The sequence below is a fragment of the Streptomyces silvisoli genome, assembly GCF_029269905.1.
Classification (GTDB): domain Bacteria; phylum Actinomycetota; class Actinomycetes; order Streptomycetales; family Streptomycetaceae; genus Streptantibioticus_A; species Streptantibioticus_A silvisoli_A.
The window spans coordinates 338595-364864 of record NZ_JARJBC010000004.1 but is presented as its reverse complement, the minus strand read 5'-3'; the positions used below and the strand labels follow the sequence as shown (position 1 = coordinate 364864).

At 70.4% G+C, this 26270-nt stretch carries 26 protein-coding genes and 1 riboswitch; of the genes, 16 read left to right on the top strand and 10 right to left on the bottom strand.

The window, feature by feature from the left end:
* Positions 1–8 precede the first annotated feature (8 nt).
* Both aroA and P3G67_RS09545 read right to left on the bottom strand, forming a co-directional pair.
* Positions 9–1370, bottom strand: a complete 1362-nt coding sequence (gene aroA / locus P3G67_RS09550; protein ID WP_269853279.1) for a 3-phosphoshikimate 1-carboxyvinyltransferase — start codon at positions 1368–1370, stop codon at positions 9–11.
* Positions 1371–1520: 150 nt separating this feature from the next.
* Entirely contained in the window at positions 1521–2234 is a 714-nt protein-coding gene (locus P3G67_RS09545; protein ID WP_269853278.1) for a M50 family metallopeptidase, read from the bottom strand.
* A gap of 147 nt (positions 2235–2381) precedes the next feature.
* Between P3G67_RS09545 and P3G67_RS09540 the strand changes: the two genes are divergently transcribed.
* The 9 genes from P3G67_RS09540 to P3G67_RS09500 all read left to right on the top strand — a co-directional run bounded on the left by P3G67_RS09540 (position 2382) and on the right by P3G67_RS09500 (position 8622).
* On the top strand, positions 2382–3197 hold the full coding sequence (locus P3G67_RS09540) for an SOS response-associated peptidase (RefSeq protein WP_276093027.1): 816 nt from the start codon (positions 2382–2384) through the stop codon (positions 3195–3197).
* A 2-nt stretch (positions 3198–3199) separates the two neighbouring features.
* Positions 3200–3826, top strand: a complete 627-nt coding sequence (locus tag P3G67_RS09535) for an alpha/beta hydrolase family protein (protein WP_276093026.1) — start codon at positions 3200–3202, stop codon at positions 3824–3826.
* A 125-nt stretch (positions 3827–3951) separates the two neighbouring features.
* Positions 3952–4806, top strand: coding sequence for a sigma-70 family RNA polymerase sigma factor (locus P3G67_RS09530; RefSeq protein ID WP_269853275.1), 855 nt, complete (start codon positions 3952–3954; stop codon positions 4804–4806).
* A complete protein-coding gene (gene rsrA / locus P3G67_RS09525) occupies positions 4803–5150 on the top strand; it encodes a mycothiol system anti-sigma-R factor (RefSeq protein ID WP_276093025.1) in 348 nt (115 codons plus the stop codon). The genes P3G67_RS09530 and rsrA overlap by 4 nt, the downstream gene beginning before the upstream one ends.
* A 184-nt stretch (positions 5151–5334) precedes the next feature.
* Positions 5335–5550, top strand: a complete 216-nt coding sequence (locus P3G67_RS09520) for a biotin/lipoyl-binding carrier protein (protein WP_269853273.1) — start codon at positions 5335–5337, stop codon at positions 5548–5550.
* 102 nt (positions 5551–5652) lie between these two features.
* The gene (locus P3G67_RS09515) at positions 5653–6639 is read left to right on the top strand and encodes a tetratricopeptide repeat protein (RefSeq protein WP_269853272.1); all 987 of its coding nucleotides are present in this window, start codon (positions 5653–5655) and stop codon (positions 6637–6639) included.
* Positions 6640–6720: 81 nt separating this feature from the next.
* Positions 6721–7347: a peptide deformylase gene (def, locus tag P3G67_RS09510; RefSeq protein ID WP_269853271.1), complete on the top strand. Its 627-nt coding sequence runs from the start codon at positions 6721–6723 to the stop codon at positions 7345–7347.
* Between the two features lie 151 nt (positions 7348–7498).
* Positions 7499–8008: an RNA polymerase sigma factor gene (locus tag P3G67_RS09505; protein WP_276093024.1), complete on the top strand. Its 510-nt coding sequence runs from the start codon at positions 7499–7501 to the stop codon at positions 8006–8008.
* Positions 8009–8028: 20 nt separating this feature from the next.
* On the top strand, positions 8029–8622 hold the full coding sequence (locus tag P3G67_RS09500) for a hypothetical protein (RefSeq protein WP_276093023.1): 594 nt from the start codon (positions 8029–8031) through the stop codon (positions 8620–8622).
* A 25-nt stretch (positions 8623–8647) separates the two neighbouring features.
* On the opposite strand, the gene P3G67_RS09495 is transcribed toward P3G67_RS09500, so the two are convergent.
* The 6 genes from P3G67_RS09495 to P3G67_RS09470 form a co-directional block, all read right to left on the bottom strand.
* Complete coding sequence (locus P3G67_RS09495) at positions 8648–9667, bottom strand: ribonucleotide-diphosphate reductase subunit beta (protein ID WP_269853268.1); 1020 nt, start codon at positions 9665–9667, stop codon at positions 8648–8650.
* On the bottom strand, positions 9667–12030 hold the full coding sequence (locus P3G67_RS09490) for a ribonucleoside-diphosphate reductase subunit alpha (RefSeq protein ID WP_276093022.1): 2364 nt from the start codon (positions 12028–12030) through the stop codon (positions 9667–9669). The genes P3G67_RS09495 and P3G67_RS09490 overlap by 1 nt, the downstream gene beginning before the upstream one ends.
* Before the next feature lie 149 nt (positions 12031–12179).
* Positions 12180–12337, bottom strand: a riboswitch (cobalamin riboswitch).
* A 48-nt stretch (positions 12338–12385) separates the two neighbouring features.
* Positions 12386–12886 (bottom strand): GNAT family N-acetyltransferase, encoded by a 501-nt coding sequence (locus P3G67_RS09485; RefSeq protein WP_269853266.1) that lies wholly within the window; start codon positions 12884–12886, stop codon positions 12386–12388.
* Positions 12887–12959: 73 nt separating this feature from the next.
* Entirely contained in the window at positions 12960–14618 is a 1659-nt protein-coding gene (mctP, locus tag P3G67_RS09480) for a monocarboxylate uptake permease MctP (RefSeq protein WP_276093021.1), read from the bottom strand.
* Positions 14615–14878, bottom strand: a complete 264-nt coding sequence (locus tag P3G67_RS09475) for a DUF3311 domain-containing protein (RefSeq protein WP_269853264.1) — start codon at positions 14876–14878, stop codon at positions 14615–14617. The genes mctP and P3G67_RS09475 overlap by 4 nt, the downstream gene beginning before the upstream one ends.
* Positions 14879–15059: 181 nt before the next feature.
* Positions 15060–15851 carry a GntR family transcriptional regulator gene (locus P3G67_RS09470; RefSeq protein WP_269853882.1) on the bottom strand — a complete coding sequence of 264 codons (792 nt, stop codon included), beginning with the start codon at positions 15849–15851 and terminating at the stop codon, positions 15060–15062.
* 255 nt (positions 15852–16106) lie between these two features.
* Here P3G67_RS09470 and P3G67_RS09465 point away from each other — a divergent pair, with 255 nt between their 5' ends.
* From P3G67_RS09465 to P3G67_RS09440, 6 genes are all read left to right on the top strand, one after another.
* Positions 16107–17393: an extracellular solute-binding protein gene (locus tag P3G67_RS09465; protein WP_276093020.1), complete on the top strand. Its 1287-nt coding sequence runs from the start codon at positions 16107–16109 to the stop codon at positions 17391–17393.
* 94 nt (positions 17394–17487) lie between these two features.
* Positions 17488–18471 (top strand): carbohydrate ABC transporter permease, encoded by a 984-nt coding sequence (locus tag P3G67_RS09460; protein WP_276093019.1) that lies wholly within the window; start codon positions 17488–17490, stop codon positions 18469–18471.
* Positions 18468–19295: a carbohydrate ABC transporter permease gene (locus P3G67_RS09455; RefSeq protein ID WP_269853261.1), complete on the top strand. Its 828-nt coding sequence runs from the start codon at positions 18468–18470 to the stop codon at positions 19293–19295. Before P3G67_RS09460 ends, P3G67_RS09455 begins: the two co-directional genes overlap by 4 nt.
* Positions 19292–20824 (top strand): glycoside hydrolase family 3 protein, encoded by a 1533-nt coding sequence (locus P3G67_RS09450; RefSeq protein ID WP_276093018.1) that lies wholly within the window; start codon positions 19292–19294, stop codon positions 20822–20824. Before P3G67_RS09455 ends, P3G67_RS09450 begins: the two co-directional genes overlap by 4 nt.
* Before the next feature lie 45 nt (positions 20825–20869).
* Positions 20870–21940: an SIS domain-containing protein gene (locus tag P3G67_RS09445; protein WP_276093017.1), complete on the top strand. Its 1071-nt coding sequence runs from the start codon at positions 20870–20872 to the stop codon at positions 21938–21940.
* A 462-nt stretch (positions 21941–22402) separates the two neighbouring features.
* The gene (locus tag P3G67_RS09440) at positions 22403–23854 is read left to right on the top strand and encodes a sensor histidine kinase (protein WP_276093016.1); all 1452 of its coding nucleotides are present in this window, start codon (positions 22403–22405) and stop codon (positions 23852–23854) included.
* A gap of 261 nt (positions 23855–24115) precedes the next feature.
* Here the strand turns inward: P3G67_RS09440 and P3G67_RS09435 are convergent, their stop codons facing one another.
* A complete protein-coding gene (locus P3G67_RS09435; RefSeq protein WP_109452013.1) occupies positions 24116–24373 on the bottom strand; it encodes a WhiB family transcriptional regulator in 258 nt (85 codons plus the stop codon).
* Positions 24374–24702: 329 nt separating this feature from the next.
* Positions 24703–25692, bottom strand: coding sequence for a diacylglycerol/lipid kinase family protein (locus tag P3G67_RS09430; RefSeq protein ID WP_269853257.1), 990 nt, complete (start codon positions 25690–25692; stop codon positions 24703–24705).
* Positions 25693–25798: 106 nt separating this feature from the next.
* On the opposite strand from P3G67_RS09430, the gene P3G67_RS09425 reads away from it, so the two are divergent.
* Positions 25799–26236 (top strand): hypothetical protein, encoded by a 438-nt coding sequence (locus P3G67_RS09425; protein ID WP_276093015.1) that lies wholly within the window; start codon positions 25799–25801, stop codon positions 26234–26236.
* Positions 26237–26270: the final 34 nt, after the last annotated feature.

Genomic DNA, 26270 nt, shown 5'->3' with positions numbered 1-26270 from the left:
GCCGGGGGTCAGGCTCCTCTTTCGGCCAGCGCGTCGCCGCTGGCGGCGCGGGAGAGCATTCCGGTCCACAGCTGCGGGAAGTCCGGCAGCGTCTTGGCGGTGGTGGCCACGTTCTCCACCCGCACGTCCTCGACCACCAGGCCCAGCACCGCCGCGGCGGTGGCCAGCCGGTGGTCCTCGTAGGTGTGGAAGACCCCGCCGTGCAACGTGCGCGGACGGATCCGCAGACCGTCCTCGGTCTCGCTCACGTCGCCGCCCAGCTCGTTCAACTCCTTGGCCAGCGCGGCCAGTCGGTCCGTCTCGTGCAGCCGCAGGTGCGCGATGCCGCGCAGCACCGACTCGGAGTCGGCCAGCGCCGCGACCGCCGCGATCACCGGGGTCAGCTCGCCGACCTCGTGCAGGTCCGCGTCGATGCCCTGGATCCGGCCGCTGCCGGTGAAGGTCAGGCCGCGCTCGTCCAGGGTGTACGTGCCACCCATCCGGGTGAAGATCTCGCGCAGCGCGTCGCCGGGCTGGGTGGTGTGCGACGGCCAGTCCGGGACGGTCACCCGGCCGCCGGTGACCAGCGCGGCGGCCAGGAAGGGCGCGGCGTTGGACAGGTCGGGTTCGATGGTCAGGTCCCGGCCGAGCAGCGCGCTCGGGTCGACCCGCCAGACGTCGGGCTCGCCGCCGCCCTCCGGGGAGTCCACCTTGGCCCCGGCCAGCCGCAGCATGTCGACGGTCATCCGGATGTGCGGCAGCGACGGCAGGGTCGCCCCGGTGTGCCGCAGCTCCACGCCCTGGTTGAAGCGCGGGGCGGACAGCAGCAGGGCGCTGATGAACTGGGAGGACGAGGAGGCGTCGACGTCCACCCGGCCACCGGCCAGCGAGCCACTGCCGAAGACGGTCAGCGGCAGGGCGCCGCGGCCCTCGTCGTCGATCCGGGCGCCGAGGGTGCGCAGCGCGTTGATCACGCCGTGCAGGGGGCGCTCATGGCTGCGGGGGTCACCGTCGAACATCACCGGGCCGTCGGCCAGCGCCGCCACCGGCGGCAGGAAGCGCATCACCGTACCGGCGTTGCCGACGTCGACCCGCGCCGGGCCGTGCAGGCCGGCCGGGATGACCCGCCACGCCTCGCCCGCGGTGCTGGAGGCGCTGGACGAGACGACCTCCTCGATGCCGACGCCGAGGGCACGCAGTGCCTCTGCCATCAGAAGGGTGTCCCGACTGCGCAGCGGTCGGCGCAGCCAGCCGGGCTCGGAGGCCAGCGCGGCGAGTACCAGGGCGCGGTTGGTGACCGACTTGGATCCGGGCACGGTGACGATCGCGTCGACTGCGCCGGATGCGGTCGGTGCGGGCCAGTGGGCGGTGTCCGCGGGAATACCGGTCATGGGAAGCAACTCTAGTGGTTGCCCGAAGCGGAGAATCCTGATCAGACCAGGGGAAACCTGGGTGAAACAGAGACTTGGTATGAGCCTACGGGAGGCTGATCAGCAGCGCGCGGCACTGGGTGACGCCGATCACGGGCGGAGCGACCCCGTTCACACCCCCAGCAGCCACCGGCCGCCACCGATCAGCGAGCACAGCGCCACCGCGTAGAACAGCACCAGCCACATCCCGGCCGGAACCGCGGTGAGCCGGGCCAACTGGTCCGCGTCCGAGTCCGGCGCACCGCCGCGCCGCCGCTTGCCCTGGAGTTCGAAGACCGGCCGCACCCCGCCCAACAGGAGGAACCACACCGCCAGGTACCCGAACGCCGCCTGGGTACGGGCCCCGGTCAGCCAGGACACCAGGAAGAACGCGCCCCCGGCGAGTACCACCGTCAGCACCCCGTACGCGTTCCTGATCATCAGCAGCATCGCCGCCAGCAGCGCCACCGCCCCCCACAGCAGGGCCGTTATGTGGCCGGCGGCCAGCAGCCACGCGCCGCCGAGACCCAGCAGCGACGGCGCCGTGTAGCCCGCGGCGGCGGTGAGCACCATGCCCAGGCCGTGCGGCTTGCCGCGGGAGACGGTCAGTCCCGAAGTGTCCGAATGCAGTCGGATGCCCTCCAGGCGGCGGCCCATGAGCAGGGCCACCAGGCCGTGGCCGCCCTCGTGCGCGATGGTCACGGCGTTGCGGGTGATGTGCCACACGTTGTGCGGGGCGACCGCGGCCAGCGCGACGACCCCGGTCAGCGCGACCAGCCAGACCGGCGGGTCGGGCTGGGTGCCGATGACCCGGTCCCATACGTCGGTGATGCTCTTGATGTCCATCGTTCTCCTGCGACGCGCGGCGGCGTCCCGCCGGTTCCCGGGCCGTTCCAGGGCGACGAGCCGCGCTGGCGAATAGCTGACGAATACAGGGGCGCTTCAGTGCCTTCCTTTGCGGGCGGCGGTGGGCGCCGTGGCAGTGTTGCACTCATGTGCGGGCGATATGCGGCGAGCCGGAAACCCGAGGACCTGGTCGGGATCTTCGACGTGCGGAAGTGGGAGCCGACCGAGGCGCTGGAACCCAACTACAACATCGCGCCGACCGACACCGTCCACGCGGTGCTGGAACGGCCGGAGAAGGGCGCCGCCTCACCGGTTCCGGTACGCCAACTCAGGCCGCTGCGCTGGGGACTCGTACCCTCCTGGGCGAAGTCACCCGAGGGCGCGGCGAAGCTGATCAACGCGCGGGCCGAGACGGTGCACGAGAAGCCCTCGTTCCGCGGCGCCTTCGCCGCCCGGCGCTGCCTGCTGCCCGCGGACGGCTACTTCGAGTGGGTCACCGGCACCGAGGAGCGGCAGTTGGAGGAGCGGGGGGTGCGCAAGCGCCCGCGCAAGCAGCCGTACTTCGTCACCCCGGCCGACGGCTCGGTGCTGGCGATGGCGGGGCTGTACGAGTTCTGGCGGGACCGCACGCTGCCCGACGACCATCCGCGGGCGTGGTGGGTGACCTGCACGGTGGTCACCACGGCGGCGGAGACCGCACCGCTGGCCGGGGCCGAGGGCGGCGGTCCGCGGTCGCTGGCCGACATCCACCCGCGGATGCCGCTGGCCCTGCCGCCGGACCGGTGGGACGCCTGGCTCGACCCGGCGATCACCGACATGGAGGTGCTGCGTGAACTGCTGGCGCCTCCGCCGCCTGGGATGATGCGGGCGTATCCGGTGACCACCGCGGTCAGCAACGTCCGCAACAGCGGCCCCGAACTGCTGGAGCCGCTGCCCGCCCCGGAAGAGGAGACGCTTTTTTGAGCATGTCGACGAGCACCTCGGAGCTGGTCGCCACCCCGGTCGGCGACGCCCGCGTGACCTGGCACCCCGCCGCCCGCGCGCACACCGTGCTGGCCCTGGGCCACGGCGCCGGGGGCGGCATCGAAGCCCGCGACCTGCGGGCACTGGCTGACGCGCTGCCGGCCCAGGGGGTCACCGTCGCCCTGGTGGAGCAGCCCTGGCGGGTGGCGGGCAAGCGGGTGGCGCCCGCGCCCAAGACCCTGGACGCGGCCTGGACGGCGCTGTGGCCCACGCTCACCCGGCCCGGACTGCCGGTGATCGCGGGCGGCCGCAGTGCCGGGGCGCGGGTCGCCTGCCGTACGGCGGACGACCTGGGGGCGAAGGCGGTGCTGGCGCTGTCCTTTCCGCTGCATCCGCCGGGCAGGCCGGACAGCTCCCGGGCCGATGAGCTGCTGGCGGTCAAGGTGCCGGTGCTGGTCGTCCAGGGCGGACGCGATCCGTTCGGGCGGCCCGAGGAGTTCCCGCCCGGGGCCACCCCCGTCGAAGTCCCGCACGGCGACCACGGGTTCGCGGTGCCGAAGCGGGCCGACATCGGCCAGGAGGAGGCCCTGGAGATCTTGACCTCGGCGGTCGCCGACTGGCTCCGCTAGCCCCGGCGAGTGCGTCCGTCCTCCCGGAAAGCCCGGTGCGTCCGCCGGAATCGCGGAGGGGGGAATGACGGGGGCACCCTCCGTGTTGACCGAGTCGAGCAAACGCCGACGAGGAAGGCTGCCGAATGGGTTCAGTCGTATGCCAGGCCCGCGCGGAGGCCCCATACCTGTCATGGCCGCAGTGGGCGGCTGACGGGGGCGCGTCCGGCGGCCTGGGGTCGTCCGAGATATTCTCCGAATCGGGCGGTGCCGCGCAGCGCATCGCCACGGTGGCGGAGGAGGTGGGTCCGGTCACAGGGACCGAGAACGGCAATTCGGACGAGCAGCCGCAGCCACGTTCCGCTGAGTCGGAGGCGGTTTCCGAGTCGCCCGGAGAGCGCAGCGCGCGCTTCGAGCGGGACGCGCTTGCCTTCCTCGACCAGATGTACTCCGCCGGGTTGCGCATGACGCGCAACGCGGCCGATGCCGAGGACCTGGTGCAGGAGACCTACGCCAAGGCGTACGCGTCCTTCCACCAGTTCCGTGAGGGCACCAACCTGAAGGCCTGGCTCTACCGCATCCTCACCAACACCTTCATCAACTCCTACCGCAAGAAGCAGCGTGAGCCACAGCGCAGCGCCACGGAGGAGATCGAGGACTGGCAGCTCGCTCGCGCCGAGTCGCACATGTCGACCGGGCTGCGCTCCGCCGAGTCGCAGGCACTGGACCACCTGCCCGACTCGGACGTGAAGGCGGCGCTGCAGGCGATCCCGGAGGAGTTCCGGATCGCGGTGTATCTGGCTGATGTAGAGGGCTTTGCCTACAAGGAGATCGCCGACATCATGGGTACCCCCATCGGTACGGTGATGTCCCGGTTGCACCGCGGGCGGCGCCAACTGCGCGGTCTGCTGGAGGACTACGCGCGCGAGCGCGGGCTCGTACCTGCCGGTGCGGGCACTGTGGCGGGGGAGTCGCACGATCGGAAAGGCTCGGATACATGAGCTGCGGCAACCCGCACGAGACGGACTGCTCCGAGGTGTTGGACCACCTCTACGAGTACCTTGACAGCGAGATGTCCGAGGGGGACCGGCACAAGCTGGAGGAACACTTCGGAGAGTGCCATCCGTGCCTGGAGAAGTACGGCCTGGAGCAGGCCGTCAAGAAGCTGGTCAAGCGGTGCTGCGGGCATGACGACGTGCCCGGGGACCTGCGCTCGAAGGTGCTCACCAGGATCGAGCTGATCCGGTCCGGCGAGATCGGGCCGGTCACCGAGGCTCCGCTGGAATCACCCTCCTCGGCGAAGTCCGCCGAGCCCGATCCGGGCCACCCGCAGACCACTTCATAGCCGTCCGGCTCACCGCACCACTGCCACGGGCGCGGTCGGCCCTCGATGCCCGGTGTCCGGGCGGAGGGCCGACCGCGCCCGTTGTGCGCTGCCCTGGGGTGAACTCACCGGTAATGAGCGGCCTCTCACCACGACGTGGTTGGATGCGGACACGGGGAGGGTAGGGGCGGGGCGAGGAGGAGTGGTGGCCGTCGAAATCCAGGCGGAAATGGTGGCGAATGTATGGCAGGTTGTCGCTCAGGAAGGCGATGACGTGGTGGAGGGGGACACCGTGCTGGTCCTGGAGTCGATGAAGATGGAGATTCCGGTGCTCGCCGAGACGGCGGGCGTGGTCGCCGAGGTCAAGGTGGCCGAAGGCGACGTGGTGCAGGAAGGCGACGTACTGGCCGTGATCGCGTGACGGTCGGCGGCTGACACCGCCACCGCCGATCGCGCGGCCCACCCCCTTCGGCACCACCGCAACCCAGTGAGAAGCAGGACGAGTAACCGGCAGGCGGGAATCGTGAGGATCTTCGGCAGAGTGCGGCACCGGCCCTCCCCCACGTGGCGGCAGGCCACCGACCGCGCCTTCACGCTGATCGACGACGGGCGTTACGAGGACGCCGGCGCGTTGCTCACCCGCGCCGCCGACCTGGAGCCATGGCTACCGGAGTCCTGGTACAACCTGGCCCTGCTGCACAAGTTCCGGCACGACTGGGAGCAGGCGCGCGCCGCCGGGCTGCGCGCCGTGGCCCTGCTGGACCGTGACTCCGGCGCCCCCGATTGGTGGAACATCGGCATCGCCGCCACCGCCCTGCAGGACTGGCCGCTGGCCCGCCGCGCCTGGCAGGCGTACGGCCTGCGGATGCCCGCCACCGAGGCCGCGGCGCCCTCCGAGGCGCCGGTGCGCATGGCGCTGGGCAGCGCCGCGGTGCGGCTGTCGCCCGAGGGCGAGGCGGAGGTCGTGTGGGGCCGCAGGCTGGACCCGGCACGGCTTGAGGTGCTGAGCATCCCGCTGCCGTCCTCCGGGCGGCGCTGGGGCGAGGTGGTGCTGCACGACGGCGTACCGCACGGCGAGCGGGTGGCGGCCGACGGCGGGGCGTTCCCGGTGTTCGACGAGATCGAGCTGTGGGCGCCCTCCCCGGTGCCGACCTGGCTGGTGCTGCTGGAGGCGGCCACCGAGGCCGACCGGGACGCGCTGGAACGATTGGCCGCCGACGCCGGGTACGCGGCCGAGGACTGGTCGTCCTCGGTGCGCCTGCTGTGCCGCACCTGCTCGGAGAGCAGGATGCCCACCGACGACGGCTCCGACGCCTCCCGGGACCCGCATGACAAGGGCGAACCCGGCCATCCCGGCCACCTGTCGCACCGCAGCCCGGGGGCGTTGTGGGTGCCCGAGCGGGAGTGCGGGATCGCCGCCCCGGCGGGGCTGGTGCGCGGCCTGCTGGAGAGCTGGGTGTCGGACAGCCCGGACACCCGGGACTGGCGGGATCTGGAAGAGGTCTGTTGATCACGCGGCGGAGGACCGCCGGCCCGTGACCGTACCCTTGACTGGCAGAACCGTCAGGATCAGGAAGGCGCAGCGCAGACCATGACCCAGCAGGACCAGGCCGAGCAGCGGTCGGAGTTCATCGACGACACCACGGACGCCGAGGCCCGGGAAGCGGCTCACCGCGAGCGCGGCACCGTACGGCCGATCACCGTGGTCGGCAACCCCGTGCTGCACAAGCCGTGCCGGACGGTGACCGAGTTCGACGACAAGCTCGCCGCGCTCATCGACGACATGTTCGCCAGCCAGCGGGCGGCCGAGGGCGTCGGCCTCGCCGCCAACCAGATCGGTGTGGACCTGCGGGTCTTCGTCTACGACTGCCCGGACGACGACGGCGTGCGGCACGTCGGCCACGTCGTCAACCCGGTCGTCGAGGAACTCCCGGCGGAGCGGCGGGTGTTGGACGACTCCAACGAGGGCTGCCTGTCCGTCCCCGGCGCCTACATGGAGCTGGTCCGCCCCGACTACGCGGTGGTGCGCGGCCAGGACCTGCACGGCAACCCCATCGCCGTGGAGGGCTCTGGCTACTTCGCCCGCTGCCTCCAGCACGAGACCGACCACCTGAACGGCTACCTGTACATCGACCGCCTCTCCAAGCGCGAACGCAAGGACGTGCTCCGGCAGATGGCGGAGGGCACCCCCAAGTACCAGACGGTGCCCAACGACTGACGGGGACGGCCGCCGCCACCCAATGGGGTGATCCGTGGTTCACGCGCACGTCAGGGGCATGGATCCGGCGTAGCTTTTTCGCGTCGCAGCGGTGAGGCGACTCGCGAGCAGCGGCGGTCATGGCCGCACGGACCTGGGGGGTACGCAGCCCATGGCCAGTTGTCCCGGCGAGGAGTTACGGTCGTCGTTCGACGAGATGTTCTGCGCGTTGCTGCCCCGGCTGTACCGCAGGGCGGTGCTGCTGGCCGGGGCGCACGCGGCGGAGGACGCGGTCCACGAGGCGTACCTGAAACTCGTCGGCAGGCCCCAGCGGTTCCTGTCCCATCCGGAGCCCTACGCCTACGCGTTCAGCACTCTGATGAGCGTGGTGCGCGACGGCTACCGGCGCAGCGGCAGGCAGGTGCTGGTGGCGGAGCCGAAGGAGTCCGGCACCGACGGCTGGGACGGCGGACTGGAGGAGCGGACCGCCGAGATCGAGGCGATGCGCCTGCTGGGCCGGTTGACGGTTCGGCAGGCGGGCGTCGTCATACTCATCGACCTGGACGGGTACACCATTGACCAGGCGGCTGAGGCGCTGAAGCTGCACCGCGGGACCGTCTCCCGGTCCCGTGCGCGGGCGTTGGACAAGCTACGGCGCCTGCTGGCGGACAACCAGTCGTGAGCCGAAGGCCGGGAGGACCCATGAGCCGCAGGACAGCGCACGAGGACGTCGCGGCGGCCTTACGGGACCGCCTGCGCGCCGCCGACGACGGGATCGTCCCGCCGCCCGGGCTGTGGGAGCGGATCCAGACGCCGCCCGCCACGGCCCCCGCCCGCCAACCCGGGCGCCGACGGCGGGCGTTGTACGCGGCCGTGTCGGCGGCGGCCATCGTGGCGGCCGTCGCGCTGATCGCCGTGGGGGCATGGTGGCTGGGCCGCCCCGGCCAGTCACCGCCCGCCGTACCGGTGCCCACGGCGACGCTCACCGTCTACAACGCCGAGACGCCGTGCCAGCCGCTGCGCACCATGGAGTGCGCACTGCGTCTGGCCCGTGACCCCTACGAGCCCTACGCCTCCGCCGGCAACTCGGCGGGCAAGGTGTGGCACGGGGACCGGCTGGCCGCGATCTGCGTCGTCATCAACGGCACCCTGGTACAGGACGAGAGCGGCATCACCTCGGCCCGCTGGTACCTGGTGAGCACGCCGGACGGAACCCATGGCTGGCTGCCCGGCGTACGCACCCGCAACACCACCGACATCGGCACCTGCACCGCGAGCGAGGCCCGCGTCCGCTAGGCGGACGCGGGCCTCGCAAGGGAACTCAGAACTCGTCGTCGAACGACACCGAGCCCTCCACCGCCACCTGGTAGGCGGAGGCGCGGCGCTCGAAGAAGTTCGTCAGCTCCTGCACGTTCTGCAACTCCATGAAGGAGAACGGGTTCTGCGAGCCGTAGCGGACCGGCAGGCCGAGCCGGGCCAGCCGCTGGTCGGCGACGCACTGCAGGTACTCGCGCATGGACTCGGTGTTCATACCGGGCAGCCCGTCCCCGCACAGGTCGCGGGCGAACTGCAACTCCGCCTCCACCGCCTCTTCCAGCATCGCGGTGACCTGCTTGCCCATGTCCTCGTCGAACAGGTCCGGCTCCTCCCGCCGTACCGTGTCCACGACCTGGAAGGCGAAGTCCATGTGCATCGACTCGTCGCGGAACACCCAGTTGGTGCCGGTCGCCAGGCCGTGCAGCAGGCCGCGGGAGCGGAACCAGTAGACGTAGGCGAAGGCGCCGTAGAAGAACAGGCCCTCGATGCAGGCCGCGAAGCAGATCAGGTTGAGCAGGAAGCGGCGGCGGTCCTCCTTGGAGCGCAGCCGGTCGATCTCCTCGACCGAGTCCATCCACTTGAAGCAGAACTGCGCCTTCTCGCGGATCGACGGGATGTTCTCCACGGCGGCGAAGGCCGCCACCCGGTCGTCGTGGTCCGGAAGGTAGGTGTCCAGCAGGGTCAGGTAGAACTGGACGTGCACCGCCTCCTCGAACAGCTGGCGCGACAGGTACAGCCGTGCCTCGGGGGAGTTGATGTGCTTGTAGAGCGTCAGCACCAGGTTGTTGGCCACGATGGAGTCACCGGTGGCGAAGAACGCCACCAGGCGGCTGATCAGGTGCTGCTCTCCGGGGGAGAGCTTGGCGAGGTCGGCGACGTCGGAGTGGAGGTCGACCTCCTCCACCGTCCAGGTGTTCTTGATGGCGTTGCGGTAGTGCTCGTAGAAGTCCGGGTAGCGCATGGGGCGCAGGGTGAGTTCGAAGCCCGGATCCAGCAGGTTCTTGACGGTTTCTTCGGACGGCATTACTGACAGGCCTCGCAGGACTCGGGGTTTTCCAGGGAGCAGGCGACCGCCTCCTCGGCGGTCGGCTGGGCGGGGACGCTCTGCGCGGCCCCGGACGCGGCGCGGGCGATCCTGGTCGCCGGGCGCGAGCGCAGGTAGTACGTGGTCTTCAGGCCGCTCTTCCAGGCGTAGGCGTACATCGAGCTGAGCTTGCCGATGGTGGGCGCGGCCATGAACAGGTTGAGCGACTGGCTCTGGTCCAGGTACGCGGTACGGGCAGCGGCCATGTCGATCAGCGCGCGCTGCGGGATCTCCCAGGCGGTGCGGTACAGCGTCCGCACGTCCTCGGGGAGCCAACCGAAGTCCTGCACCGAGCCGTTGGACTCGCGCAGCGCCTCGCGGGTGGCGCCGTCCCACACGCCCAGCTTCTTCAGCTCCGCCACCAGGTAGGAGTTGACCTGGAGGAACTCGCCGCTGAGCGTCTCGCGCTTGAACAGGTTGGACACCTGCGGCTCGATGCACTCGTAGACGCCCGCGATCGAGGCGATGGTCGCGGTCGGCGCGATCGCCAGCAGCAGCGAGTTGCGCATGCCGGAGCGGGCCACCCGGGCGCGCAGTTCGGCCCAGCGCTCCGGCCAGCGCTCGGTGGTGTCGTAGTGGTCGGGGTGGAGCACACCGCGGGCGGCGCGGGTCTCGGACCAGGCCGGGTGCGGGCCGTGCCGCTCGGCGAGCACGCAGGACTGCTCGTAGGCGGCGAGCATGATCCGCTCGGCGATCCGGGTCGACAGCTCCTTGGCCTGCGGGGAGTCGAACGGCAGCCGCAGCGCGAAGAACACGTCCTGCAGGCCCATCACGCCCAACCCCACCGGGCGCCAGCGCTGGTTGGAGGCGGCAGCCTGCTCGGTCGGGTAGAAGTTGATGTCCACCACCCGGTCCAGGAAGGTCACCGCGGTGCGCACGGTGGCGTCCAGCCGCTCCCAGTCCATCTCGCCGTTCGCGCCGAGGTGAGCGCCCAGGTTGACCGAGCCCAGGTTGCACACGGCGGTCTCGCCGTCGTCCGTGACTTCCAGGATCTCGGTGCACAGGTTGGAGGAGTGCACCACCCGGCCGGGCTCCGCGGTCTGGTTGGCGGTGCGGTTGGAGGCGTCCTTGAACGTCATCCAGCCGTTGCCGGTCTGCGCGAGGGTGCGCATCATCCGGGCGTACAGCTGGCGCGCCGGTACCCGCCGGACGTACCGGCCCTTGGCCTCGGCCGCCCGGTAGGCGTCGTCGAACTCCTCGCCCCACAGGTCGACCAGCTCGGGTACGTCGGAGGGGGAGAACAGCGACCACTCGGCGTCCGCCTCGACCCGGCGCATGAACTCGTCCGGGATCCAGTGCGCGAGGTTGAGGTTGTGGGTACGGCGGGCGTCCTCACCGGTGTTGTCCCGCAGTTCGAGGAACTCCTCGATGTCCGCGTGCCAGGTCTCCAGGTAGACGCAGGCCGCGCCCTTGCGCCGACCGCCCTGGTTGACGGCGGCGACCGAGGAGTCCAGGGTGCGCAGGAACGGCACGATGCCGTTGGAGTGTCCGTTGGTGCCGCGGATCAGCGAACCGCGGGAGCGAATGCGGGAGTACGGCAGTCCGATGCCGCCCGCGTGCTTGGAGAGCCGGGCGACCTGGTGGTAGCGCTGGTAGATCGAGTCCAGCTCGTCCAGCGGGGAGTCCAGCAGGTAGCAGGACGACATCTGCGGGTGCCGGGTACCGGAGTTGAACAGTGTCGGCGAGCTGGGCAGGTAGTCCAGGCGGCTCATCAGCCCGTAGAGCGCGGCGACGTCGGCCAGCGCCTCCTGCGACCTGTCCTCGGCCAGCCCGCAGGCGACGCGCAGCATGAAGTGCTGCGGGGTCTCGATGACCTGCCGGGTGATGGGGTGCCGCAGCAGATAGCGGCTGTGCAGGGTGCGCAGCCCGAAGTAGCCGAAGCGGTCGTCGCCCTCCGCGTCGATCAGCGCGTCCAGCCGGGCGCCGTGGGCGCGTACGAACTCGGCGGTGCCGTCGGCGATCAGGCCCTCGCGGTGCCCCACGGCGATCGACTCGGTGAACGTGGTGACACCCTGGCCCGCCGCCTCCTCGGTGATCGCCCGGGCCAGCAGCCGGGCGGCCAGGCGGCTGTACTGCGGGTCCTCGGAGATCAGCCCGGCGGCCGCCTCGGTGGCCAGGGCGCGCAGCTCCGCCTCGTCGGATCCGGCGTGCCGTCCGCGCAGCGCGGCGGCGGCCACCCGTCCGGGGGCGGTGTCCGGGAGATCGGCGGTCAACTCCGTCAGGGTGCGGAGCAGTTCCGTGCCTGGTTCGGCCTCGGAGCCAGAGGCGATGGCTGACTCGGGGTCTGCGGGCGCGATGGTCACGGTGGTCTCTCTCCCTCGTAGGCGGCGGCGACGCGAGAGGAGCGCGGGCGCGCACGGGCAGCCCGCACCGACCGGTCAGGGGCACCCCGTATCGCGTCCGCCGGCCCAACCCGCGAGGCCCGGACAACACAGCACCGTCTCCGGGCAGTCCGGAGGGTGCGCCGTCGGCAGGTCCTCGGACTCACGGGCACCGCCGGGCACCCGTACACCGTTGCGGGGCAGTCCCGGAATCGCACCGGGTTCCCCTGCGGCGACAGCGGTGACGAGCATACATCTAGTGCCGCGTGCCGGAGCCACCCCTAGATGTTGTGTCGGGCGGAGCGAGAATGGAACTGGAGTTCCGGCGCCGAAGTGGCTACAGTTCCACCGCGAAGGTCCACAGCACGGCGCCGGGCCCCACTTCCCAGTCCCGTTCCGGCGTGCGCTGGAAGCCGAGCCTGCGGTACAGCCGGTGGGCCGCGGTCATCTTCTGTGCGCTGGATATGACGACCCGTCGCAGCCCCAGCGCACGTGCCCTGTCGAGGCAGGCGCGCACCAGTTGCTCGGCCGCTCCGCGCCGCCGCGCGTCGGCCGCCACCACCAGCATCCGGAACTCGCCCTCTTCGGGGCGCGCCAGCTCCGCGTACGCGCTGCCGGGTGCGGCGAACGTCACGGAGCCCAGCAACCGGTCGCTCGCCGCGTCCGCGGCCACCAGGACCTCGGCGTGCTCCGCCCGGTGCCGGACGTCGCGCAGTACCGCCACGTAGGGGCTGTCGGCGCCCCGGGCGAGCAGGCCCTCGTCCACATAGGTGCGGGCGGTGAGTTCGCCTATGGTGTCCAACTCGTCGGGGCGCGCGGCACGGATGATGATGTCCATGGTGGCAGTGTGCCGCAGGGGTACGACAACGGGCCGCCCCCCGGAGTTCGGGGGCGGCCCGTTGCGGTCGCTTCTACCGTCCCCCGGTGGGGACCGGCGGCAACTCGTCACCGTACGGCGGCAGTTGGTTCGGTGCGGACGGCTGCGGTCCCGTCGCGGTGTAGTCGCCGGGGGCCGTCTCGTCGATGCCGTCGGGGGTGCCCAGGGCCTTGAAGGCGACGGTGAGCACGACCGCGACCGCCAGGTTCAGCACGAAGGCGGTCAGTCCGATGTAGCCGATCTGCCCGATGCCCGGGATCACCTTGGAACTGCCCGCGAAGTGCGCCTGGGTGGGGCTGGCCACCGTCCACGCCGCCCACGTCCCGTACACCATGCCGACCAGCCAGCCCGCCAGCAGCGCCCAGCGGTGGAACCACCGGGTGTACAGGCCCGCGACGATCGCCGGGAAGGTCTGCAGGATCCAGATCCCGCCCAGCAACTGGAAGTTGATGGCCACCGTCTTGTCCATGGTGAGGACGAAGACCAGCGCCCCGACCTTGACCACCAGCGAGACCAGTTTGGAGACCCGGGTCTCCTGCTCGGCAGTGGCGTTCGGCCGCAGGAAATCCCTGTACACGTTGCGGGTGAACAGATTGGCGGCGGCGATGGACATAATCGCCGCGGGGACCAGGGCGCCGATTCCGATGGCCGCGAAGGACAGGCCCGCGAACCACGACGGGAACATGTTGGAGAACAGCTGGGGAATCGCCAACTGGGCGTTGTAGCCCTTGACTCCCTTGCCGATCCCGTCGGCGATCGCCATGAAGCCGAGCATCGCCAGCAGCCCGAGCATCAGTGAATACAGCGGCAGGATGGTGGTGTTGCGGCGCACCACGTCACGGCTGCGGCTGGAGAGGGTCGCGGTGATCGAGTGCGGGTACATGAACAGCGCCAGCGCCGAGCCCAACGCCAAGGTGGCATAGGCCCACTGGTTCTTGGCGCCGCTCACCAGCTCACCGCGCGGCTTCCCGGTCGCCGGACTCACCTGGGCGTACGCCTGGCTCGCCGTGTGGAAGATGTGCCCGAATCCGCCCAGCCGCATCGGGATGTAGATGATGGCCACCGCGATGACGATGTAGATCAGCGCGTCCTTGACGAACGCGATCAGCGCCGGCGCGCGCAGTCCGGAAGAGTAGGTGTATGCGGCAAGCACCGCGAAGGCGATGAGTAGCGGCAGGTCCTTGACGAACCAGTTGGCGGACGCGCCGCCGCCGACGCCCATGACGTCCAACACCGCCTGGATACCGACCAGTTGCAGTGCGATGTACGGCATGGTGGCGAGGATCCCGGTGACCGCCACCGCCAGCGACAGCCCGCGTGACCCGTAGCGGCCCCGGACGAAGTCCGACGGGGTGACGTAACCGCGGCTCCTGGCGACCGACCACAGCCGGGGCAGGAAGCAGAAGATCATCGGGTAGACGAGGATGGTGTACGGCACCGCGAAGAAACCGGAGGCACCGGCCGCGTAGACCGCCGCGGGAACAGCGACGAACGTGTACGCGGTGTAGAGGTCGCCGCCCAGCAGGAACCAGGTGATCCAGGTGCCGAAGCTGCGTCCCCCGAGCCCCCATTCGTCCAGGTTGAGGGCGTTCTCGGCGCGCCGCCAGCGGGCGGCGAGGAAGCCGAGCGCCGTGACCAGCAGGAAGAAGACGACGAAGACGGCGAGCGCCACCCCGTTGACCCCGTGCTTCATGCCGCCCCCTCCCGCTCCTCGGCGCGACGCGCCCGCTCCTCACGCCGGATCAGCACATAGGCGATCGAGGTGAGGCCGGTGGAGATGACCACCCAGGCCATCTGGTACCAGTAGAAGAAAGGGATACCGATGAAGGTCGGGGTCGGCCGGGCGTACGAGCTGACCCACAGGGTGGCGACGAACGGGAGTATCAGGCAGACCGCCGCCACCACCCGGGTGGCGGTGATGACCGGTTGGGACTTCGGCGGCGGTTCTGTCATGGCTGCGGCTCCCCGATTCGACACGTCTCCCACGTAATGCGCAGGCAATCTAGGCCAACGCCCGGGTAGTAGTCACTACCCGGGCGCATGTCGGGTCATCGTTCGGCCTCCGGCCGGGGGGTGAAGGGGGATCTTTTCCGGGGGCTGCGCCCCCGGACCCCGCCCCGTCGGGAGGCCCGTGTCAGGTGGGGCGTTGGAGTCTTGCGACGAACTTGTAGCGGTCGCCGCGGTAGACGGAACGTACCCATTCGACCGGTTCGCCGGTGGTGTCGATGGAGTGCCGGGAGAGCAGCAGCATCGGCAGGCCCACGTCGGTGCCCAGCAGGCCCGCCTCGCGCGGGGTGGCCAGCGAGGTCTCGATGGTCTCCTCGGCCTCGGCCAGGTGCACGTCGTAGACCTCGGCCAACGCTGTGTACAGCGAGGTGTGTTTGGCGAGGTTGCGGCGCAGCTGCGGAAAGCGCTTGGCGGACAGATGGGTGGTCTCGATCGCCATCGGCTCGCCGTTGGCCAGCCGAAGCCGCTCGATGCGCAGCACCCGCCCGCCCGCCTTTATGTCCAGCAGGCCGGCGAGCCGGTCGTCGGCGGCCACGTAGCCGATGTCCAGTAGCTGGGAGGCGGGTTCGAGGCCCTGCGCGCGCATGTCCTCGGTGTACGAGGTGAGTTGCAGCGCCTGGGCGACCTTGGGCTTGGCGACGAACGTCCCCTTGCCCTGGATGCGCTCCAGGCGGCCTTCGACGACGAGTTCCTGGAGCGCCTGGCGGACCGTGGTGCGCGAGGTGTCGAACTCGGCGGCCAGAGTGCGCTCCGGCGGTACCGGGGTGCCGGGCGGCATGGTCTGGGTGATGTCGAGCAAGTGCCGCTTGAGGCGGTAGTACTTCGGCACCCGTGCCGTGCGCGTGCCGGACGCCGGCGCGTTCTCGGGCGTCTCCGACGCATCCGTGGCGCCCGCGGCGGCGTCCCCGTCGGTCTCCATGCGCTGTGCTCCCGACTCCTTCTCGGCTGCCGTCACCGGCTCCTCCGTCCAATAGCGGCTCACATCGTGGCACGGCGTGCGCCGCGCACGTAGCGGTAAGCGGACGTCGTAGGTGAGGTGTCGGTCCGGTAACGGACTCGACAGCCGCTCTTATACACCCTTGACACCCCTAAAGGTCTAGGCCAAGCTCCCCGTACTGGTCTAAACCATTAAAGACCAGGGGCGAGTCTCTGGCACCTTCAGGAGGGTGGCGTGATGCGCAAGCGCAGGGCGGCGATAGCCGTATTGGGTGCCACGGTCATGGCCGTGTCGGTCGCCGCGTGCGGTTCCGGTAAGAGTGACAAGGCGTCGGGTCCCGGGGATTTCAAGGGCAAGACCCTCACCGTCTGGTTGATGAGCGGCTCCAACCCGCCCGGCTGGACCAAGGACATCACGGCGGCCTTCGAGAAGAAATACCCCGGCGCCAAGCTCAGCATCCAGGTTCAGCAGTGGAACGGCATCCAGCAGAAGCTGACCACCGCGCTGTCCGAGAGCACCCCGCCGGACGTGGTCGAGATCGGCAACACCCAGACCCCGTACTACGCGGCCACCGGCGGTCTGATGGACCTCACCGGTGACAGGGCGGACCTCGGCGGCAACGACTGGACCCCGGCGCTGAACGCCTCCGCCGTCTACCAGGACAAGCAGTTCGCCGCCCCCTGGTACGCCTCCAACCGGGTCGTCGTCTACAACAAGAAGATCTGGGCGGACGCCGGCATCAAGGACACCCCCAGGACCCAGGACGAGTTCTTCAAGGACCTGGACGCCGTCAAGGCCAAGGGCACCCAGGACGCGCTCTACGCGCCGGGCCAGGACTGGTACTCCTTCGACGGGTTCCTGCTGGACGCGGGCGCCGACCTGGTGAAGAAGAACGGCGACTCCTACGTCTCCAACCTCGACTCGCCGCAGGCCGCCGCGGCCATCAACCTGTACAAGAAGCTCAACTCTTACGGCACGGCGCCCAAGGACAAGGACGAGGCCACCCCGCAGCAGTCGGACGTGTTCGCCAAGGGCGACGTCGGCGCCTTCATCGGCTTCGGCTGGGAGGCGGCCGGGGCGATCGCCAAGAACCCGCAGCTGAAGGACGAGATCGGCTACTTCCCGATCCCGGGCCGGACCGCCGGCAAGCCCGCGAAGGTCTTCCTGGGCGGATCCAACCTGGCCGTCGCACAGGCCAGCAAGAACCCCGAACTGGCCAAGGACTTCCTGAAGCTGGCCCTCTCCGACCAGTTCGAGGGCGCACTGGCCAAGGAGGGCGGCGTGATCCCCAACAAGACCGCGCTCAACTCCAACCTGGCCGGCAACCCGTTCGCCACCGCCGCCTCGGCCGCCGCCGCGAACGGCGGCACCACCCCGCTGATCCCCGCCTGGGGCAACGTGGAGAACAAGCCCAACCCGATCTCCACCATCTTCATGACCGGTGTGCTCCAGGGCCAGGACCCCTCGGCCGCCGCCAAGCAGGCCGACGCCGAAATCAACAAGCGGCTCAGCCAGAAGCAGTGAGCGCCTGCGGGTGGGGCCGCCGCACCGGCCGCCCCACCCGTGGCCAAGGGCACCAGCCCGTACGCCGGGGCACAGCGGGGAGGAAGACAACAGCATGGGTGCGCCATCGACCAGGACGCCAACGCGTCCGACCAGCGAGAGCACGCCGCCACCTCCACCGCCCGCGCGCCGCAGGCGTTCCGCGGGCGGGCTGGCCGCACGCGGCGCCCCGTACCTGCTGATCCTCCCGGCGCTGGTGGCGACCGCCGCGCTGCTGGCCTATCCGCTGCTGCGCAACCTGCTCATCTCGTTCCAGAACCTCAACGCCTTCCAGCTGATCCAGCACACCACCGACTGGATCGGGTTCGGCAACTACACCGACCAGCTGACCAGTTCGGACTTCTGGCACACCACCCTCCGCTCGGTGCTGTTCACCGCCGCCAACGTGGCGCTGATCATGGCGGTCGGCACGCTGGTCGGTCTGCTGCTGAACCGGCTGGGCAGGCGGATGCGGCTGCTGCTGTCGCTGGGCCTGATCCTCGCCTGGGCCATGCCCTATGTCGCCGGGACCACGGTCTACCAGTGGCTGTTCGACTCCCGGTACGGCGTCGTCAACTGGCTGCTGGACCGGCTCGGTTGGCACTCGATGGCGGGCTTCAACTGGTTCGGCGGCCAGTTCTCCACCTTCGCGGTGATCACCTTGATGGTCGTCTGGCAGTCCATCCCGTTCGTCGCCCTCAACCTCTACGCGGGACTGACCACGATCTCCGCCGAACTGTTCGAGGCGGCCCGGATGGACGGCGCCACGGCCTGGCGCACCTTCCGCTCGGTCACCTTCCCGATCCTGCGGCCGTTCTTCCTGAGCACCACGTTCCTGGAGATCATCTGGGTCTTCAAGGCGTTCACCCAGGTGTACGCGCTCAACGCCGGGGGGCCCGCGGGCAGCACCCAGACCCTGCCGGTCTACGCCTTCATCGAGGGCGTCGGAAACCAGCACTACGGCGTGGGCGCGGCGATCTCCACGCTCACCATCCTCATCCTGCTGGTGCTGATGTCGTATTACTTCCGGATCATTCTCAAGCAGGAGGACGACCTGTGAGGCGCTCGCTTCTCGGACGCTTCTGGCCCAACGCCGTCGCGGTCCTCCTGTTCGTGTTCTTCGTCTTCCCCGTCTACTGGATGGCGACCACGGCCTTCAAGCCGGACATCGACATCATCAGCAGCACCCCGGACTTCGTCCCGTTCCACGGCACCCTCGCGCACTTCGACAAGGCGGTGCACGCCAGCGGCTTCTGGACCCTGGTGCGCAACAGCTTCACCGTCACGCTCGGCGCGGTGCTGCTCTCCCTGGCGATCGCGCTGCTGGCGTCGTTCGCGCTGGCCCGGATGCGGTTCCGCGGGCGCAAGGCGTTCGTGCTGATCGTGATGATGGCCCAGATGGCGCCCTGGGAGGTGATGACGATCTCCGTCTACATGATCGTCCGCGACCAGGACCAGCTCAACAGCCTGCTGCCGCTGACCCTCTTCTACATGATGATGGTGCTGCCCTTCACCATCTGGACGCTGCGCGGCTTCATCGCCGCGGTGCCCAGGGAGTTGGAGGAGTCGGCCCTGGTCGACGGCTGCACCCGGGCCCAGGCGTTCGTCCGGGTGGTCTTCCCGCTGCTCGCCCCCGGGCTGATGGCCACCTCGCTGTTCGGCTTCATCACCGCGTGGAACGAGTTCCCGCTGGTGCTCATCCTCAACAAGCAGAGCGGCCAGACCCTGCCGCTGTGGCTCACCCAGTTCCAGACCAACTTCGGTGACGACTGGGGCGCCACGATGGCCGCCTCCACCCTTTTCACCATCCCCGTGGTGATCGTGTTCCTGATCCTCCAGCGCAAGGCCGTCGGCGGACTGACCGCAGGGGCGGTGAAGGGATGACCATGCTGACTACGGACACCGTGACGCGTGACGCGCTCGGCGTGCTCCAGCCCGGCTTCACCGGCGTCACCGCCCCCGACTGGCTGCTGCGACGGCTGGACGAGGGGCTCGGCTCGGTCGCGCTTTTCGCCCGGAACATCGAGTCACCGGAGCAACTCGCCGCGCTCACCGCCCGGTTGCGGGACCGGTCCCCGCGGCTGATCGTCGCCGCCGACGAGGAGGGCGGCGACGTCACGCGGCTGGAATCCCGCACCGGCTCCTCCTTTCCCGGCAACCACGCGCTCGGCGCGGTGGACGATCCCGAGCTGACCCGCGCGGTCGCCCGGGAGCTGGGCCGCAGGCTCAGGGAGTGCGGCGTCAACCTGAACTGGGCGCCGTCCGCCGACGTCAACTCCAACCCCGACAACCCGGTGATCGGTGTGCGGTCCTTCGGCTCCGACCCCGAACTGGTGGCCCGGCACACCGCCGCGTACGTCGAGGGCCTGCAACAGGCCGGGGTGGCCGCCTGCACCAAGCACTTCCCCGGCCACGGTGACACCGCCGTCGACTCCCACCACGACCTGCCGCGCATCGACGCCGACCTGAACACGCTGTACGCCCGTGAACTGGTGCCGTTCCGGGCCGCGCTGGCCGCCGGTACCAAGGCCGTGATGAGCGCGCACATCCTGCTGCCGGCGGTGGACCGGGCGCTGCCCGCCACGCTCAGCCCGGCCGCGCTCAACGGACTGCTGCGGGCCCCCGAGTCCCTGGGCGGCCTCGGCTACCAGGGACTGATCGCCACCGACGCGGTGGAGATGCGCGCCATCACCGCGACCTACGGCATCGAGCGCGGCACCGTGCTGGCGCTGGCCGCCGGGGCGGACGCGATCTGCGTGGGCGGCAACCTCGCCGACGAGGCGACGGTGCTACGCCTGCGCGACGCCCTGGTCAGGGCGGTGCACTCCGGCGAACTGCCCGAGGAGCGGCTCGCCGACGCCGCGGCACGGGTGCGGGCGCTGGGGGAGTGGGTCGGTTCCCGGTCGGGCGCGGCGGAGGGGATCGCGTCCGACCCGGGAATCGGTCTGGCCGCCGCCCGGCGGGCGCTGCGGGTGACCCGGCTCGCCCCCTACCGGGCGCCCGAAGGACCGGTGTACACGGCGGCCTTCACCCCGGTGGCGAACATCGCCGTCGGCGACGAGACGCCGTGGGGCGTCGCGGCCGAGCTGCGGCGGCTGCTGCCCGGCACCGGGACGGGCACCTATCGCGAGTCCGACGCGGCGGCGCACGGTCTGCCCGCGTTGGCGGCAAATGTGCTGCGCTCCGCGTCGGACCGTAGGATCGTCATCGTGGTTCGCGACGTTCACCGGCACCGGTGGATGGCGGACGCGCTGGCATGCCTGGTGGCCGCCCGGCCGGACTCGGTGGTGGTCGAGATGGGCGTACCGCAGGCCCCGCCGACCGGTGCGCTGCACATCGCGACCCATGGTGCGGCCCGCGTGTGCGGGCGAGCGGCCGCGGAGGTCATCGTCGGCAACGGCGCCGGGCGCTGACGCGGCCGCGCAGAACACAAGACAAGCAGCCTGGAGGCTCATCGCATGTCCGCCCCGACTCCGACCCAGCCGGACCCCCAGCCGGGCCGGATCATGTCCGGCGAAATGGCCCAGCAGCCCGCGGTGCTGCGCCGCATCCTCGACGAGGGCGCCCCGAAGATCCGGGAGATCGCCGAGCAGGTCGCCGCCCGCAATCCGCGCTTCGTGCTGCTCACCGCGCGCGGCACCTCCGACAACGCGGCGCTGTACGCGAAGTACCTGATCGAGGTGCTGCTGGGCAAGCCAGCGGGCCTGACCTCCATGTCCACCACCACGGCCTACGGCGCCCAGCCCGACCTGACCGACGTGCTGGTCATCACGGTCAGCCAGTCCGGCGGCTCGCCCGACCTGGTCGCCTCCACCCAGGCCGCCCGGGAGGCCGGTGCGATCACCCTCGCGGTGACCAACAACGCCGACTCTCCGCTGGCCGAGGTGTCCGAGTTCCACATCGACGTCCTGGCCGGGCCGGAGAAGGCGCTGCCCGCGACCAAGACGTACACCGCGGAACTGCTGGCGCTGTACCTGTTCGTGGAGGGGCTGCGCGGGGGTGACGGCTCGGCGGCCAAGATGCTGCCGGAGCTGGCCGCGCAGATCCTGGACCGGCAGGCCGAGGTCAAGCAGCTGGCGGCGCGCTACCGGTTCGCCGAGCGGCTGGTGCTCACCTCGCGCGGTTACGGCTACCCGACCGCCAAGGAGGCCGCGCTGAAGCTGATGGAGACCAGCTACATCCCGGCGCTCTCCTTCTCCGGCGCGGACCTGCTGCACGGGCCGCTGGCCATGGTCGACAACGTCTCGCCGGTGATAGCCATCGTGACCGAGGGCAAGGGCGGCCAGGCGCTCCAGCCGGTGCTGGATCGGCTGCGCGGGCGCGGCGCCGACCTCGTGGTGATCGGCAGCCAGGCCCAGGTGGACGCCGCCTCGGCGGGCTTCGTGCTGCCGACCACCGGCGTGGCCGAGGAGGTCCAGCCGATCCTGGAGATCATTCCCCTCCAGATGCTGGCCTACGAGGTCACCATCGCCCGCGGCCAGGACCCCGACGCCCCAAGGGCCCTCGCCAAGGTGACGGAGACCCGCTGATCCATACGAAGGCCCCCCGCCCGGTTCCGGCCAATTCCACGGGCGGGGGGCCTTTCGCCGCTCGACGAGCGAGTGTCGTCAGCTTGCCGCCCGATGAGCGGGTGTCGTCAGCGGACGAGCGCCCGGCGGCGGGCGAGCACAAAGAGGGACACCCGCGGGCCGCGGCGCCGGTTAAGGGACCCTCAGCCCTTCCGGCACCGCAGCCCGGAGCTACCGTCGGCGCCGGCGATGCGTGGTGTGCGGTCCTCGCTGCCGGTGATGCCGACTTGTGTGGGGATCCCCGGCGCAGTCAGGGCAGAGAACGCCGTACGGGATCCCGTTCCGTCCTCCTGTGCGGGGAGGGCGGAAGCTTTTTGCCAGCCCATTGTGGACTAGACCACTACTCTGTGTCTATAGGCGTGGGTCGGAAGCCAGATGAACTTCCCATGAAGTCGCGGGGGTACCCTCCACAGCGTGCCCTCCATGAACGACCTCGTACGCCAGCACACCGCCCTTGAGACCGAGGACCTTGAGTGGCTGCACCTGCTGGTGTCCGAGTGGCAGCTGCTCTCCGACCTCTCCTTCGCCGACCTGGTGCTCTGGGTGCCGACGAAGGACGGGACGCGCTACGTCTCCGTGGCGCAGATGCGTCCCAACACCGGGCCGACCTCCCACCAGAACGACATGGTGGGCCATCTGGTGCCGCGCGGTCGCAGGCCGATGCTGGACGCGGCGCTCGACGAGGGCCGGATCGTGCGGGAGGGCGACCCGGAGTGGCGTGAGGAGGTGCCGGTCCGGGTCGAGTCCATCCCGGTACGGCGCGCGGGCCGGGTCCTCGGGGTCATCGCCCGAAACACCAACCTGCTCACCGTTCGTACGCCCAGCCGTCTTGAACTGACCTATCTGCAGAGCGCGTCGGACCTCGCGCAGATGATCGCCGCGGGCTCCTTCCCGTTCCCCGCCGAGCAGGTCGACATGGACGCCTCACCGCGCGCCGGTGACGGGCTGATCAGGCTGGACGCGGACGGTGTGGTGCAGTACGCCAGCCCCAACGCGCTCTCCGCGTACCACAGGCTGGGCCTCGCCACCGACCTGGTGGGACTCCACCTCGGCCAGACCACCGCCGACCTGGCCCCCGCCCGCGGCCCGGTGGACGAGGCACTGGTCAAACTGGCCAGCGGCTGGGCGCCCCGGGAGACCGAGGTCGAGGGCAACGAGGCGATCATCCAGCTGCGCGCGATCCCGCTCAAACCCAAGGGAACGCGCATCGGTTCACTGGTGCTGCTCCGCGACGTCACCGAACTGCGCCGCCGCGAGCGGGAGTTGATGACCAAGGACGCCACCATCAGGGAGATCCACCACCGGGTGAAGAACAACCTCCAGACGGTGGCCGCCCTGTTGCGGCTGCAGGCCCGGCGGATGGACTCGGACAAGGCGCGCGGCGCGCTGGAGGAGGCGGTACGGCGGGTCGGTTCGATCGCCATCGTGCACGAGACGCTGTCGCAGAACCTCGATGAGCGGGTGCAGTTCGACGACATCGCGGACCGGGTGATCGTGATGGTCGCCGAACTCTCGCCGGGCCGGGTCTCCGCGTCCCGTACCGGTCGCTTCGGCATCCTCACCGCGGAGATCGCCACCCCGCTGTCGATGGTGCTGACCGAACTGCTGCAGAACGCCCTTGAACACGGCTTCGGCCCCGGCCAACGCGGCACGGTGGAGGTCGCCGCGCAGCGCGGCCCCGACCGCCTGCTGATCACCGTCGAGGACGACGGCCGGGGGCTACCCGAGGGCTTCGACCCCCAGCGCGCGGGCAATCTGGGCCTACAGATCGTGCGCACCCTGGTGGTGGGGGAGTTGAACGGCACCTTCGACATGCTCCCCGGCGAGGAAGGCGGCACCCGCGTCGTCCTGGACCTCCCGGTCGAGGGGACGTAGGGCGGCTGGGATTGCGCCTTACCGGGCGAAGTACCCAGGAACAGCCCCGAAGTACCCCGGAACAGCATCGAGCCCCGGCCGACCAAGTCGACCGGGGCTGTTGCCTACTGCCTTGTGCTCTGTCTGCTTAGCGCTAAAGCGATCCGCGCTGCGGCTCGGGGACAGCCACCCGCGTTCCGTACGTGTGCTGTACGGCGGCGCGAGGACCATGGGGCCTGTCCGGCAAGCCGAACAGGCCCAAGCACGAAGGGGCGGCGGGCGTCAGGCGCTGACGTTGCGCGCCCGGTTGCGGGCGGCGCGGCGCTTCATCGCGCGGCGCTCGTCCTCGCTGAGGCCACCCCAGACGCCGGCGTCCTGACCGGACTCCAGCGCCCACTGCAGGCACTGCTCCATGACGGGGCAGCGACGGCAGACGGCCTTGGCTTCCTCGATCTGCAGCAGCGCAGGACCGGTGTTGCCGATCGGGAAGAACAGCTCGGGGTCTTCCTCGCGGCAAATGGCGCGATGACGCCAGTCCATGTCTGCTCCAACTCCTGTGGTGTTGCTGGCACGTTGCTTGTGAATGTGAACGCTTTCACGAATCCCCCCGCAGGCAACGGGCCGACAGCCAGTCTCCTGGCGCGGACCGCGGAATGAGGAAAGGGATTCGGGCGACGAACGATGATCCAAGGGGTGCCCTGGAAACGCCGTCCCGATCGCCATGTAGAGACTCGCAAACCTGGGCTGCGGATACAACCCCTTCCGGGAAGTTTTTTTGGATTCCTCGGTGTCGCCTCGATCACAGCCGTACTTCCATGGGGTGCAGGTGAGGCTAAACGTTCGAGTGAAAGGACTTTAGGCCCTGGCACTCACACAATCACACGCAGTGCACGGCGAACGCCTGTGAAGGTCGCGCTCACTCGCAGTCCCAGGTGGTCACCGTCCACCTGAAAGGGCAGTGGAACCTGTGATTGCAAGGTGAAGTCGGTCAGATCATGCAGGGTCGTCACGTGCTTGCCGTGCGGGCCGCGCTCCGGGGTTGACCGCAGCAGCTGACCGGCGTGCCGGGCGACCGACGCCGAGGACAGTTTCGACAGGGCCAGCACGTCGAGGGCGGTGTCGAACGACGCCTGGGGCGTTGCGTACACAGGGCGGTTGCCGAAGAACGTCCAGGGCGAGGTGTTGCAGACTATGGCCAGTACGAGGTCGCGCAGTACGGTGTTCGGCCCCTCCGGTCCGACCCCCTCGGGTTCACTCAGAGTGAGCGTGCCCTGCCGTCGGTTCCGCTCGCCGAGGAACTGACGGACCATCTGCCGTACGTAGAGCGCGTGCGTCGACCGCTTACCGCGCACCCGCTGCTGTTCGACCCGGCCCACCACACCCGCGTCGAAGCCGAACCCGGCGCAGAAGGTGAACCAGCGCGGCGGCACCCCCTCGTCGTCCGTGCCCGGTGTGCCGCTGACCAGACCGAGGCCGATGGTGCGCTCGCTGCCCTCGCGCAGGGCGTCCAGCAGGGCGCCGGTCGCCTCCACGGCGTCGTTCGGCAGGCCGAGGGCGCGCGCGAAGACGTTGGTGCTGCCCCCGGGCACCACCGCGAGACGGGGCAGCGCCTCGGGGGCCGGGCCGCTGTGCAGCAGGCCGTTGACGACCTCGTTGACCGTTCCGTCGCCGCCGAGCGCCACCACCAGCTCGACCGAACCGCCCTCCACCGCGCGCCGCGCGAGGTCGCGGGCGTGACCGCGGTACTCCGTGGTCACCACTTCCAGCTTCAGATCGCTCGCCAGGGCGTGAATGAGAACATCACGGGTCCGCGCTCCGGTGGTGGTGGCCTTCGGGTTGACCACGAGAAGCGCTCGCATGAGAGGAAGGGTACCCAGCGGCCCTCCGGCGGATCTTGCCGGACCCCGGACATCGTGGGTCGGACGGTGCGAAGGGCGCGTCCGGGGCGCGGGCTACCCTGCTGGGGTGAGTCGGAAGCATGAAACCGCCCCGGAGACCGCACCCGCCGCCCCCCGCGTTCCACGGCTGACCGCCGCCGCGGCGCTCGCCGGGCTGGAAGGCGTGGCGCTGGCCGCGGGCGGGGTCTATCTGATGGCGACGGGGTTCGTCGGCCGCCACGCCAGTACCCAGACCGCCGTGATGGGCGGGCTCACCGTGCTCGCCATGGCCATACTGCCGCTCACCGCCGCGTACGGGCTGCGACGGACCCGGCGGTGGAGCCGCGGGCCCGCGCTGATCATCCAGCTGATCGCGCTGCCGATCGCCTGGACGATGGGGCAGAACGGCGGCGCTCTGCTGGCCGCCGCCGTGGCGATCGGCGCGGTGGCGCTGGCCGAACTCGTACTGCTCGTACACCCCGCGGCTACCGCCGCGCTCGGCGCGGACCAGAGCGCCGCGGAGTAGTCCTCCGGGGCGGGCTCCCGACCCGTGGTTGCGG